Source organism: Lacrimispora sp. 38-1, assembly GCF_049890855.1.
In the GTDB taxonomy this organism is placed as follows: Bacteria; Bacillota; Clostridia; order Lachnospirales; family Lachnospiraceae; genus Lacrimispora.
On the sequence record NZ_JBANEW010000048.1, the window covers coordinates 1 to 13,604 of the forward strand.

The 13,604-nt window shown below is 38.4% G+C and carries 14 protein-coding genes; 13 read left to right on the forward strand and 1 reads right to left on the reverse strand.

The genetic code is table 11. The features are described from left to right. The first annotated feature begins 92 nt into the window (after nucleotides 1–92). The 5 genes from V7D18_RS10570 (at nucleotide 93) to V7D18_RS10590 (ending at nucleotide 4,130) form a co-directional block, all read left to right on the forward strand. A complete protein-coding gene (locus tag V7D18_RS10570) occupies nucleotides 93–794 on the forward strand; it encodes an SHOCT domain-containing protein (RefSeq protein WP_426154137.1) in 702 nt (233 codons plus the stop codon). Nucleotides 795–872: 78 nt separating this feature from the next. Beyond that, nucleotides 873–1,571: an SHOCT domain-containing protein gene (locus V7D18_RS10575; protein WP_426154139.1), complete on the forward strand. Its 699-nt coding sequence runs from the start codon at nucleotides 873–875 to the stop codon at nucleotides 1,569–1,571. 358 nt (nucleotides 1,572–1,929) lie between these two features. Next, entirely contained in the window at nucleotides 1,930–2,820 is an 891-nt protein-coding gene (locus V7D18_RS10580; protein WP_426154141.1) for a metallophosphoesterase family protein, read from the forward strand. Nucleotides 2,821–3,227: 407 nt separating this feature from the next. Then, nucleotides 3,228–3,560 (forward strand): type II toxin-antitoxin system RelB/DinJ family antitoxin, encoded by a 333-nt coding sequence (locus V7D18_RS10585; RefSeq protein ID WP_426154143.1) that lies wholly within the window; start codon nucleotides 3,228–3,230, stop codon nucleotides 3,558–3,560. Continuing rightward, nucleotides 3,561–4,130: a Fic/DOC family protein gene (locus V7D18_RS10590; RefSeq protein WP_426154145.1), complete on the forward strand. Its 570-nt coding sequence runs from the start codon at nucleotides 3,561–3,563 to the stop codon at nucleotides 4,128–4,130. A 71-nt stretch (nucleotides 4,131–4,201) separates the two neighbouring features. Here the strand turns inward: V7D18_RS10590 and V7D18_RS10595 are convergent, their stop codons facing one another. Then, nucleotides 4,202–4,843: a superoxide dismutase gene (locus V7D18_RS10595; RefSeq protein ID WP_426154147.1), complete on the reverse strand. Its 642-nt coding sequence runs from the start codon at nucleotides 4,841–4,843 to the stop codon at nucleotides 4,202–4,204. Between the two features lie 157 nt (nucleotides 4,844–5,000). On the opposite strand from V7D18_RS10595, the gene V7D18_RS10600 reads away from it, so the two are divergent. The 8 genes from V7D18_RS10600 to V7D18_RS10635 all read left to right on the forward strand — a co-directional run bounded on the left by V7D18_RS10600 (nucleotide 5,001) and on the right by V7D18_RS10635 (nucleotide 13,604). Then, entirely contained in the window at nucleotides 5,001–5,453 is a 453-nt protein-coding gene (locus tag V7D18_RS10600) for an HIT family protein (RefSeq protein ID WP_426154149.1), read from the forward strand. A 122-nt stretch (nucleotides 5,454–5,575) separates the two neighbouring features. Beyond that, on the forward strand, nucleotides 5,576–6,883 hold the full coding sequence (locus V7D18_RS10605) for an O-acetylhomoserine aminocarboxypropyltransferase/cysteine synthase family protein (protein WP_426154151.1): 1,308 nt from the start codon (nucleotides 5,576–5,578) through the stop codon (nucleotides 6,881–6,883). Between the two features lie 73 nt (nucleotides 6,884–6,956). Beyond that, nucleotides 6,957–7,865 (forward strand): LysR family transcriptional regulator, encoded by a 909-nt coding sequence (locus V7D18_RS10610; RefSeq protein WP_426154153.1) that lies wholly within the window; start codon nucleotides 6,957–6,959, stop codon nucleotides 7,863–7,865. Between the two features lie 129 nt (nucleotides 7,866–7,994). Continuing rightward, the gene (locus V7D18_RS10615) at nucleotides 7,995–9,149 is read left to right on the forward strand and encodes a trans-sulfuration enzyme family protein (protein ID WP_426154155.1); all 1,155 of its coding nucleotides are present in this window, start codon (nucleotides 7,995–7,997) and stop codon (nucleotides 9,147–9,149) included. After that, nucleotides 9,142–10,326, forward strand: coding sequence for a MalY/PatB family protein (locus tag V7D18_RS10620; protein ID WP_426154157.1), 1,185 nt, complete (start codon nucleotides 9,142–9,144; stop codon nucleotides 10,324–10,326). The genes V7D18_RS10615 and V7D18_RS10620 overlap by 8 nt, the downstream gene beginning before the upstream one ends. A 183-nt stretch (nucleotides 10,327–10,509) precedes the next feature. Next, entirely contained in the window at nucleotides 10,510–11,442 is a 933-nt protein-coding gene (cysK, locus tag V7D18_RS10625; RefSeq protein WP_426154159.1) for a cysteine synthase A, read from the forward strand. A gap of 148 nt (nucleotides 11,443–11,590) precedes the next feature. Beyond that, a complete protein-coding gene (locus tag V7D18_RS10630) occupies nucleotides 11,591–12,733 on the forward strand; it encodes a M20/M25/M40 family metallo-hydrolase (RefSeq protein WP_426154161.1) in 1,143 nt (380 codons plus the stop codon). 34 nt (nucleotides 12,734–12,767) lie between these two features. Then, a complete protein-coding gene (locus V7D18_RS10635; protein WP_426154163.1) occupies nucleotides 12,768–13,604 on the forward strand; it encodes a pyridoxamine kinase in 837 nt (278 codons plus the stop codon).

A 13,604-nucleotide genomic window follows, 5' to 3' on the forward strand; every position in this document is an offset into this window, starting at 1 on the left:
TAATTAATAAATAAAAATTATATTGGTACAGTAAAGTGTTTTCATAGGGTGGAATATGGTATATAATTATATAAAAATAATAGGGGGATAGTATGAATAAGAATAGAAAAATAACAATTATAGGGTGCTGTTTTGCTCTTATATTCATTATGCTTTTATTAATTATTAATTCAGGTATGAAATTAAAGTATGATATGAGAGCCAGAAGTATAGCTGAAAGTTTTAGAAAGAATAAAGCAGAAGAATTTAAAGAACTTGGTGTTAAAATAGGCAGATTAAAGTATGGATATACAATATATAATGCTGATTCAGATGTGTATAATGTAGTATATCATGCTAGATGGATCGGGGAAGAAGAACCTGAATGGTTTTTCGTGAGGGTAGAGTTAAGTAGTTCAAAGCTTATATTCACGGGTGTAGATGACTTTAACGATTTCGCCGGTGAAAAAGAAAAAACGATTAAAAAAATCATAATATCCCCGTCATCAACTGATGGTAAAGAAAGCAAATGGGAACTGGTAGATCGGTTGAAATATCAAGGTGTTTTTAATATATTACTTTGGTCTGCATTTTATTTAATATTGATAATTCTTTTCTTAATTAACAAGAGTAAAATAAAAAGTTTCTATGATACAATGCATAAAAAGATTATATATAAAAATGATAAGTCTGTAATAATTAATAGCAATAATAATATAAATAAAATAGAGGAATTATCTCGTATGTTAGACATGGGTTTAATAACTGCTGAAGAATTTCAATCTAAGAAGAATGATATTCTTGAAAAGATGTAGATTACTCCAGAGTAACTGTTGAACCTGTATAGCTTTTATTTTGATTTAATTATTAATTTACTTAAAAAGGAGAATCTTATGAAAAAAGGTATAAAAATTCTCATTAGTTTTATTCTTGCAATCATTTTTGTAATTATTTTTATAATTAATAATTTTGCTTTAAGAATTAAATATGAAATACCAACCAAAAAAACTGCTAATTTATATTATCATGTTAATACTTTAGAAAATGATGATGTTCATTATAGTAAAATGAAATATTTATTTACTACATACAATGAAAAAAGTAATATATACAGAGTTAATTACTATGCACTAATAGATGGAAAAGAAAACGAATGGTTGATTATCGAAACTGATCTGAATGGATCAGACATGCAGATTGCAAATATGGATGTGTATGAAAGAACGAGTGAGACGTCCATAAAAGTTTATAAAAATAACTTTACATCAATAACTGACTTTGATGGTACCTGGGTAAAATTGGATAAAACAAAACTCCAAAATTTAATTAACTGTCTTTTAGTAATGATTTTGTTTGCAGTACTTATATTGTTTATATATCTTAAAAGAGATACGATCCATACTGTTTTGGCTGAAGTATCAAATAAAGAAAAATCAAATAATATAAACCGTGATTCATCACCTGCTTTAGGCCAGGAAGGTAATAATATAAATCTTGAGAAACTGAAAGAACTGTCCATTATGAAAGAAAAAGGTTATATAACAGAGGAGGAATTCCAAAATAAGAAAAAAGATATCATTGATAAGATGTAGTATAAACTTAAAAATTGATATAAGATATTAATTAATGTTATATGGGGGGAAGATCAATTTTTTTTGGTCTTTCCCCTTTTTTACAGGTATGAATTTGTTTGATAGTGTCAAGATTTTTTCGCAAATTGTATTTCAGCCGTTAGGTAGAAGAATGGAGTGCGGAAAGTATCAAGATATGCTGCGGACAACAGAAGTATTTTCACAAATGAACTTTGCAGGTTGGAACTTTAAAAATCCAGAATACGCTATGCCGCAAAATTAGTATTTGCCGTACATTGACAATTGAATATTGATAGTTGGTAAAAATTGATGTATCATGTTGATAAAATTATAAACAATGCATTTTGAAAGGAGATATATGATAAGGTTTGCGGCTTTTACAGACTTACATTATGATCATATATTTGATGGGGATAGACGTTTAGAAGAATTTCTAAATAACATTAAAAATGACAGATTAGATTTTATTATATCTCTTGGTGATTTATGCTATCCAACAGAGAAAAATAAGCATATAATCGCAAAGCTTAATAGTCTTAATATTCCTGTTTATTACACAATTGGAAATCATGATTCAGATTGTTTTAGTCAAGATAAAGTAATTGAATTTTTAGATTTAAAAGAGACAAATTATTCTTTTGTTATTGAAGGTACCAAATTTATAGTACTCAATTCATGTTATATGAAATGCAATGGTGTTGAATCTCCTTATTATAAAGACAACTATAAGAAAAATGCAGATATTTATCCAGTGATTCCTATACTCGAACAGGAGTGGTTAGTTGAAGAATTACATAATAAAGATATGAATTATGTTATTTTCTCGCATCATAGTTTAATAAATAATTTTATGAACAGAGGAATTGCAAATAGGGAATATATTAGGAAGATTTTATCAAGTAGAAAAATCCTTATGTGTATGAATGGTCACGATCATGGAGATGATTATAAAGTTGTTAATGGGATATTATATTTTACTTTAAACTCTATGTCATATATTTGGCATGGTATGAAAGATACATTAGTATATCATCATGACATATATAAAGAATATCCTTTTCTAAAAGATTTAATATTATATAGAGATGCATTGCATTGTATAGTCGAAATATATGAAGATAAATTAAAAATTAAAGGTATCAAGGGAGAATATCAGAGTATTTCTCCTAGTGATGTGGGTATTGAAGATATGCAATGGAATGGGGTATCTATACAACCAATAGTATCAGATTTTGAAAGTATAATATGAACATAATACAGAAATGTTTTTATTTAATATGTAAAGAAAACTACTAACTATCAGTATTAGGTTGGTAGTTTTTTTATTGTATTAAACTGAAATTTAACTAACTTGTTTCATTGGCTTCATCGGAACAAGCGGTTGTATTTACTGGAATGCTATTGTTTGTACATGTATTAGAAATTGAACGTCTAACAGCAATTGCACTTAGTGAATCACTTAACAACTCAGTGTCTGCTGCTAATATCGATAATTCATTATCATTTAAACAATCTGCTATTTGACAAGCAAGCGTAGTAATGAATAATAAATCGCAACAATGGAAAATTATAACAATAAATAAAAAATCTTGCCACAAAGCAGAATGTATTTACATTGTCAATACTAAGTGATATAATATAAATAACGGAGGTGCAATGATGGAAAAAACTTTTTTGCAGGTGCGTACTGATAAAGTGGATAAGGAAAAAGCAAGTGCTATTCTGGAAAGTTTAGGAACCAACCTGTCATCTGTAGTGAATATGTTATTGAAGCAAATCATTATGACTAAAAGTATACCATTTGAAGTGAAAATGACACCTAATTATTCGATGAATGAGGTGATCAAAGAAGTTCAGGCTTCTTTGACCATGGAAAATATGCCGCTTACAGAAGATGATATTCATTTACTAGAGACATATCAGAACTCAACTATTTCTGAAAAGGAGAATATCAGAAATCAGTTAATAGCTGAATATACGGAGGAGTAAATGAGTGACAGAGTTTATTGCTACCCGGGTTCAAATGTTTTGACTAATAAATTAAATATTCGAGATTTAAACAGGCTAAATGAAGCGGAACAAAAACTAACACAACTTCGTTTAAATGATTTGATCAGTTCACCAATAAAAGGAAATTTTGACTTAAGTCATTTACAAAAAATTCATCAATTTCTTTTTCAGGATTTATATTCATGGGCTGGAGAAATCAGGACTGTGGATATTGCGAAATCAAATATGTTTTGTAAAGTACAGTTTATTAAGAAACAGGCAGATGAAATATTTGGATATTTAAAAGCGGATAACTATTTAGCTGCTTTCCCTAAGGAATTATTTATTCAAAAGAGTGCATATTATTTTTCAGAGATTAATGCACTGCATCCATTTAGAGAGGGGAATGGACGGACTCAAAGGGAGTTTATCCGTGAATTGGCTATGCAGCAGGGATATTTAATACATTTTTCTGAAGTCACTGCTCAAGAAATGTTAGAAGCAAGCATAGCTTCATTTGTATGTAAGTATGATAAGATGGAAGCTTTATTTGAAAAAATGTTGCAATAGTACAATAAGATGGAAATAAAAGATAATCATATAGGGGAGTAACCAAGGTGATACCTGGTTCTCCCTTTTTTTTATTGCTCTTCTTCAATACCCATGCATTGCTTATACCTTGCATCCGCCACCTGCCAGTTAATGACGTGAAACCAGTCTTCTATGTACGCGGCTCTGTCATTGAAACGCTGCAGAAAATAGGCGTGCTCCCAGACATCAATAGCGGAGATCACACAAAATCCAAATGAGATCGGTGTGTTCTGATTGGGTGTCGTTACAATTGTTAACGTACCATTCTGGTCAACAACCAGCCATGCATACCCGGAGCCAAAAACAGAAAGTGCTTTTCTTTTATATTCGTTAAAGAATTCCTCCACTGTACCAAAATCTCTTAATATAATAGGATAGAGTGTATCTGCCTGAGAGCGCTCCTGGGAATTAATCATACCGTTAAAGTAGATAATATGATTGTAAACCCCGCCGCCGTAATTGATGATGGCCTGACGGATCTCTTCCGGCAGGCTTTCCGTGTTCGTCAGAAGCTCTTCCAGGGAAAGATTCTGCAGTTCCGGATAATCCCTAAGGATGGTATTTAATTCCACCACATATCTCTGAAGCTGCCTGTCGTGGTGAATGTACATGGTCTGGGAATCAATATAAGGTTCAAGTGAGTCGTATGCATAGGGAAGCGGTGGATTCACAAATGGATAATGTTCGTTCATGGACAGATTTTTCCTTTTGCATTTTTGTATATATATATTCCAAAGCCAAAGAGATATGATGGATAAGCAAGGAATAAAAAAATAGTGTGCTGAAATAAAAACTGTTGTATAATAACAAAAGATGAATTGAAAAAGCGGAATAAGGAGAGAAGCAGCTATGTGCGGTGTGTGTGAACGGATACAGCTTATTAAAGAAGGCAGAAACCCGTATTTTGTAAAGGAACTGGAAACAGGATATGTGGTGCTGGGGGATCATCAGAGATTTCAGGGTTATACTCTTTTTTTATGTAAGGTACATGCAACGGAGCTTCATTTTCTGGAAAAGGAATTTAAAAATCGTTTTCTGCAGGAAATGGCTTTGACTGCAGAGGCAGTTTATCGCGCCTTTGGGCCGGATAAACTAAATTATGAGCTATTAGGATGCGGCAATTTTACTCATATGCACTGGCATTTTTATCCAAGAACTCTTGGCGATACACCCACTCCCGGTCCGGTCTGGAAGCTGCCCACGGAAGAACTTTATAATGATAAGTACCTGCCTGGAGAAGAGACTCTTTTCATCATGAAAGAAAAACTGAGTGAAGAACTGGAAAAACTTCTGGCACAATAGTTATAGGTTTTACCTATAACCAGATAATAATTATAAATATTAACACAGAATCGGCAAATCCTGTATAATACCACTTAACAGGAAAAGATGAAACAGCATTTTACCCATAGGAGGATACCAATATGAGCAAGAAAACCAGAGCAGAAAGAAATCTTAAATTTGAAACATTACAGTTACACGTTGGCCAGGAACAGGCAGATTCCGTAACAGATGCCAGGGCAGTTCCCATTTATCAGAGCTCTTCCTATGTATTCCATAACAGTGATCATGCAGCTGCAAGATTCAATCTGACTGATGCGGGAAATATTTACGGCAGACTGACCAATCCGACCCAGGATGTATTTGAACGGAGAATAGCAGCATTAGAGGGCGGTGTGGCAGCGCTGGCTACAGCTTCCGGAGCGGCAGCAGTCACTTATTCCATTGAGAACCTGGCAAAGAACGGAGATCATGTTGTAGCAGCCAAGAACATCTATGGAGGCACTTACAACCTGCTGGAGCATACACTTCCCGATTATGGCATCACCACAACGTTCGTGGATCCCTTTAATTATGAGGAAGTGGAAAATGCCATTAAAGAAAATACCAAGCTGATCTTTATCGAGACACTGGGAAATCCCAATTCTGACGTGGTTGATATTGAACAGTTTGCAAAGATAGCACATGCACATAAAATCCCGCTGATTGTAGACAATACATTTGCAACCCCTTACCTGGTAAGACCGATCGAATATGGCGCGGATATCGTGGTACATTCCGCAACAAAATTTATTGGCGGCCACGGAACCAGCATCGGCGGTGTGATTATTGACAGCGGAAAATTTGACTGGGAAGCATCTGGAAAATTCCCGTCACTGACTGAACCAAACCCAAGTTATCATGGAGTCAGCTTTACAAAGGCAGCCGGACCTGCCGCTTATGTGACAAAAATCCGTGCGATTTTATTACGTGATACAGGAGCCTGCTTATCCCCAATCCATGCATTTGTCTTTTTACAGGGACTTGAGACCTTATCATTAAGAGTTGAGCGTCATGTAGAAAATGCGCTGAAGGTTGTGGAATATTTGAAAAATCACCCACAGGTTGAAAAGGTTCATCATCCATCTGTTTCAGATGATGAGAGCCAGAAGGAATTATATGCCAAATATTTCCCCAATGGAGGCGGATCCATTTTTACCTTCGAAATCAAGGGAGATGCAAGAAAAGCCAAGGATTTTATTGACCAGCTGGAATTATTCTCACTTCTTGCAAATGTTGCAGATGTGAAGTCCTTAGTGATTCATCCGGCCTCCACCACTCATTCACAGATGACAGAAGAAGAGCTGGAGAATTCCGGAATAAAGCCCAATACCATCCGTCTTTCTATCGGAACAGAACATGCATCAGATATTATCGAAGACTTGGAAGAAGCATTTCAGGCGGTAAAATAACTAAATCAGATTATATGCAGGCTGCCATAGGGTTCTATGGCAGCTTTTGCGCAGGCAGAAAAAAGGAGGATCTATGACATTACAGCAGCTTCGTTATGCCATATGTATTGCAAACCAGAAATCCATGAATAAAGCGGCTGCGGAGTTATTTATTACCCAGCCCAGTTTATCCAGTACAATACGTGATTTAGAGGAAGAAATCGGTCTTCAGCTGTTTTTGCGGTCCAACCGGGGAATTGTGATCACGCCGGAGGGGGAAGAATTTTTAGGATACGCAAGACAAATGCTGGAGCAGTACCGTCAGATGGAAGAACGATTTGTAAAAAAGGAGAAATTCAAGAAAAAATTCAGCGTGTCCATGCAGCATTATACCTTCGCAGTACAGGCATTTATTCACATGGCAAGAGAGTTTGGCATGGATGATTACGAATTTGCGGTTCATGAAACCAGAACATACGATGTCATTGAGTATGTAAAAAATCAGAAGAGTGAATTGGGAATTCTTTATCTGAATGAATTTAATCAGAAATCCATGGAAAAGCTGATCCATGATAGTGATCTTGAATTTACAGAGCTGTTCCAGTGCAAGATCTATGTATATCTTTGGAAAGGAAATCCTCTGGCCAGGAAGGAACTGATCGAATTTGAGGATTTAAAAAATTATCCCTGTCTTTCCTTTGAACAGGGAACGAATAATGCGTTTTATCTTGCGGAAGAGGTATTCAGCACCTATGAATATAAGCAGATCATTAAGGCAGATGACAGAGCTACGCTGCTCAACTTAATGGTGGGACTAAACGGCTATACCCTTTGTTCCGGGATTATCTGCGAAGATCTAAATGGAGACGAATACTGTGCCATTCCTCTTAATACCAGCGACCGGATGCGGATTGGTTATATTAAAAAGAAAAAAATGCCTCTCAGCATTCTGGGAGAAAAGTATATAGCGGAATTGAAGAAATTCGAGAAACAGGTATTGTAGAAACCATTTTGTTGTTATAGAAATAATAAATAGCAGGCTATTGCTTTTCAATCATATCCCTTCTGCCTACCGGGATGGTATACTTATTCTATAGGAATCACGATAAAGAAAAGAAAGCGGTGACATAATATGGAATATGGAATTTCAACAAAATGTTTATATGGTGACGGAGCGGAGATACCTGTGGATCATTCGGGAGCAATCAGCTTTCCCATCTATCAGACTGCCACATTTGCACATAAAGGAGTGGGAGAGGGTACCGGCTACGACTACAGCCGTCTGCAAAACCCTACCAGAGAGCATTTGGAAAACATTGTAGCTTCTTTGGAAAGCGGTGTGGATGCCCTGGCTTTCTCCAGCGGAATGGCGGCAATTACAGCTCTTATGGAGCTTTTTGCGCCTGGAGACCACATTATTACAGACTGCGACTTATATGGAGGCAGCATCCGGCTGTTTGATAACATCAGCAAAAAAAACGGTATCTTAATTGATTCCGTAGACTGCTCCGGTTCCGCGTACGAAAAAGTAGAAGAACTGATCGGTGAAAACACAAAGGCTGTTTTTATTGAAACCCCTACCAATCCCATGATGAATGTAACCGACATCGAAGAACTTGCTAAAATTACTAAAAAGCATGGCATTCTACTGATTGTGGATAATACGTTTATGTCTCCCTATTTTCAGAATCCTTTAAAACTGGGCGCAGATCTGGTGGTTCACAGCGGAACCAAGTACCTGGGAGGACATAACGATACCATAGCCGGATTTCTTGTTACCTCTTCTGTTGAAATAGCCGAAAGACTCCGTTTTATCATAAAAACAGTGGGTTCCGGACTGGCTCCCTTTGACAGCTGGCTCATATTGCGGGGAATCAAGACCCTTGCGATTCGTATGAATCAGGCAGAAAAGAATGCGGAAATTCTGGTGGACTGGCTGAAAAATGAGAAAAAGGTAAGGAAGGTCTATTATCCTGGTCTTAAGGACCATCCGGGACATGAAGTCTGTAAAAAACAGGCGAGAGGCTTTGGCTGTATGGTGACCTTTGAAGTGGAATCAAAGGAGCTTGCGTATAGTATACTGAAGAATGTACGTCTGATCCGTTTTGCAGAGAGTCTTGGAGGAGTAGAAACGCTGATCACATATCCCATTACTCAGACACATGCGGATGTGCCGGCGGAGGTCCAGGCTGCCAATGGGATCACAGACCGGATTTTAAGACTTTCCGTGGGAATTGAGGATGTACAGGATTTAATAAACGAATTGGAGCGGGTATTTCATGAGTAAAGAACGAATTAATTTTGATGAACGGATAGACAGAAAAAATACAAGCTGTATCAAATATGATTTTACTGTTCAAAGGGGAAAACCGGAAGGAATCCTGCCTCTATGGGTAGCAGATATGGATTTTAAAGCTCCCCAGCCTGTTCTCGATGCACTGAAAGCCCGTGTGGAGCATGGGATTTTCGGCTACAGTGAGGGAAAAGAGGAATACTTTGAGGCGGTGAAGGACTGGATGAATCGCCGCCACGGCTGGGCAGTTGAGAGAAACTGGCTTATAAAAACGCCGGGAGTTGTTTTCGCCCTTGCCATGGCAGTGAAAGCATACACAAAGCCAGGGGACGGCGTCATGATTCAGCAGCCGGTTTATTATCCATTTCGTGAAGTAATAGAAGATAACGGCAGAAGGATTGTAGATAATACCTTATATCTGGGGGAAGATGGAATCTATCATATGGATCTTGAGGATTTTGAAAAAAAGGCTGCAGAAAATCAGGTAAAACTGTTTTTCCTTTGCAACCCTCATAATCCGGTGGGAAGAGTATGGACGAAAGAGGAGCTGACTGAGCTTGGCGGGATTTGCGAGCGCCTTGATATGATTGTTGTCAGTGATGAGATACATCAGGACTTTGTGTTTAAGGGAGAGCATCAGGTGTTCGCAGCGATTAGTGAAGAACTTAAAAATCGGACAATTACCTGCACCGCACCAAGTAAGACGTTTAATGTTGCCGGACTGCAGATCTCAAACATTTTTATATCAAATCCGGAACTAAAGCGTAAATTCAAAAAAGAAATCGCAGCCGCCGGTTACAGTCAGTTAAACGCTTTGGGGTTAACAGCCTGCGAAGCTGCATACCGGTATGGAGAGGACTGGCATGACCAGCTGATGGAGTATTTGAAAGAAAATATCCAGCTTGTCCGAACTTATCTGGAGGACAAGCTGCCAGAAATTAAACTGATTGAACCGGAAGGTACTTATCTCATATGGATGGATTTCCGGGGATTAGGGCTCTGCGAACAGGAAAGAGAAGAACTGATTGTTAAAAAAGCAGGTTTGTGGCTTGACAGCGGAGCCATGTTTGGGCCGATAGGTGAAGGTTTTGAACGGATCAATATAGCCTGTCCCCGCTCACTAATCATAGAAGCTTTGGATAAACTAAGAGCGGCAATTAAAAATTTATAGAATATTTGTAAAAGGTATTGACACATTCCTCTTTCTGCATTAATATAATTATAACATATAAACATATTAATATTGTAGGTATAAAGGAGCGGCTCAATATGAGGAATAACAGAGCAGCTGCTTCTTTTCAATTTTAAAACAATAATAATGAAACAATAAAATGACAATATGGAGGATAAGGATATGGGATCAATTAAAGAAAGCGCAGTAGAACTTATTGGAGGAACACCGATACTGAAGATCAGCCGTTACGGTGCAGCAGAGGGAGTAGAAGGGGTTACCCTTCTGGCGAAGCTGGAATATTTAAATCCAGCCGGATCAGTAAAGGACCGGATTGCTTTAGCGATGATTGAAGATGCAGAGGAAAGAGGAATTTTAAAGCCGGGAGCTACCATTATTGAACCAACTTCCGGTAATACGGGAATCGGTCTTGCAGCTGTAGCGGCAGCGAAGGGATACAAAACAATCCTGACACTTCCTGATACCATGAGTGTGGAAAGAAGAAATCTTTTAAAAGCTTATGGTGCTGAGCTGGTTCTTACGGATGGTGCCAGGGGTATGAGAGGTGCCATAGAAAAAGCAGATGAATTAAAGGCTTCCATTGAAGGCTCCGTAATATTAGGGCAGTTCGTAAATCCTGCCAACCCCAAAGTGCATAAAGAAACAACCGGGCCGGAGATCTGGGATCAGACAGATGGAACCGTTGACATCTTCGTTGCAGGTGTAGGTACAGGCGGAACTGTGACTGGAGTCGGTGCATATTTAAAGGAAAAGAATCCGAATGTACAGATCGTGGCGGTGGAACCGGCAAGCAGCCCCGTGCTTAGCGGAGGCAAACCAGGGCCTCATAAGATTCAGGGAATTGGAGCCGGTTTTGTGCCGGATGTATTAAATACTGCAATTTATGATGAAGTAATTACTGTTGAAAATGAAGATGCATTTAAAGAGGGCAAGTCATTTGCAGTCACAGAAGGAATTCTGGTTGGTATTTCGTCGGGAGCTGCATTAAAGGCAGCTAAGCTGATTGCAGACAGACCTGAGAATAAAGGAAAAACCATTGTTGTATTGCTTCCTGATTCTGGTGACCGTTATTTATCTACACCATTATTCGCATAAAAATTATAAGATTATATGTTGAAAAGCAGCTGGTTATAAGATATTCTTATTGCCAGTTGTTTTTTGTAAATATTAACTATATAATAAACACAAAATGTAGTTTGACAGACAGGAATCAGTGACAAAATAAATACAGGCAGGTGATTGAATGATTAACAGGAACAGGCTGGTCAGCCAGTTTAAAAGAATGGTGGAATTTGATTCAGAGACGTATCATGAGAGAGAAATTGCGGATTATTTAAAAGAAGAGATGAAACAGCTTGGTTTTGCCGTGACGGAAGATGATGCTGGTATCCGCCTGAAAGAACGGATAGCAGAATATGGAGACGCAATCCCCACAGGTAATCTGTACGGTTTTTTAAAAGGAAATACAGCTGGCAAGCCAGTTCTTTTATCCGCCCATATGGATACGGTCAGACCGGGGGTGGGGAAGCATACTGCAGAGGATGAGAATGGTGTGATCACTTCCAGGGGAGATACGGTGCTGGGAGCAGATGATCTTTCCGGCATTGCAGCAATACTGGAAGCAGTTCATACCATAAGGGAACACAATATTCCCCATCCGGATATCGAAGTTTTATTTCCCGTTGCAGAAGAAAATTACGGAAAAGGCAGTCAGCTTGCAGACTATTCTGCCATCCATTCCAGACAGGCGTATGTATTCGATTTAAGCGGTGAGATTGGAAATGCAGCGCTGGCAGCCCCCACCCTTTTGTCCTTTGAAATCAGGGTAAAGGGGAAAAATGCCCATGCAGGTTTCTGTCCCCAGCTTGGAATCAATGCAATAGAGGTTGCAGCAACAGCCATATCCCGCATAAAGCAGGGGTGGGCAGACGAAGAGACTACGGTTAACATCGGTAAGATAAGCGGTGGAAAGCAGGGCAATATTGTTTCTGATGAGTGTATTTTAATCGGTGAGATCCGAAGCTTAAAGGACGATCGCGCCATGGAAGAATGGGAGAAGATAAAAAAAGTCTTTGAAGAAGCAGCAGCCTGCCGGGGAGGAAACATAGAGTTTTTGTTTGAGAAGCAGATTGAGGCCTATGAAATCGGTGAGGATGAAGAAGTGGTAAAACGCTTTAAAAGAGTCTGCGACGAAATTGGCGTGAAGGCCGTTACCCATAAGACACTGGGAGGCAGCGATAACAACCATTTTGTACACAACGGGATCAGGGGGATTGTGGTCGCCTGCGGTATGAATGAGGTGCATACCACAAGCGAATATACGACTGTACATCAACTGGAAAAAAGCGCTCTTTTGGCTCTGGGGCTTATGACAGACCAGAATTAAAGCAGTTGGATTCAGAAAACAGGAGAAAAGAAATATGAAACGAGTTGTAACAATTCAGGATATTTCGTGTCTGGGAAAATGCTCATTAACAGTGGCTTTGCCCATCATATCAGCCATGGGAGTTGAGACAGCCATTATACCGACGGCTGTTCTTTCCACCCACACCATGTTTCAGAACTTTACCTTTCGGGATTTAACAGACGAGATTGTTCCTATATCAAATCACTGGAAACAGGAAAAGTTCCGGTTTGATGCCATTTATACCGGATACTTAGGTTCCATGGAGCAAATCGGAATTATAAAAGACTTTTTCAAAGATTATAAAACGGATGAAAATCTGATCTTTGTAGATCCGGTTATGGCAGATAACGGAAAGCTTTATCCTGCATTTGATCTGGCATTTGCCAAAGAGATGGCAGGACTTTGCGGATATGCAGATGTCATTGTCCCCAATATCACAGAGGCCTGTCTGATGACGGGAACCCAGTACAAGACGGAGTATGATGAAGTGTATATCAGGGATCTCCTTCAGAAATTAAAAGCCCTGGGTACAAAAACAGCAGTTGTCCTGACCGGAGTCAGCTTGAAAAAGGGCAGAACGGGAATCGCTGGCCTGTATGTGGAAAGCGGAGAATATTTTAACTATGATCACGAAAAGATTGATACCAGCTACCACGGAACCGGTGATATCTTTGCAAGCACTTGCGTAGGCGCTTTGATGAACGGGAAAAGTCTGCAGGATTCCTTAAAGATCGCGGCAGACTATACACTGGAATGTATCCGTGAAACCTTAAACGATGGAAAAGAAACCTGGTATGGTGTTAATTTTGAATCAGTCATTCCCCGTCTCATCGAAGCTTTAAAAAAATAG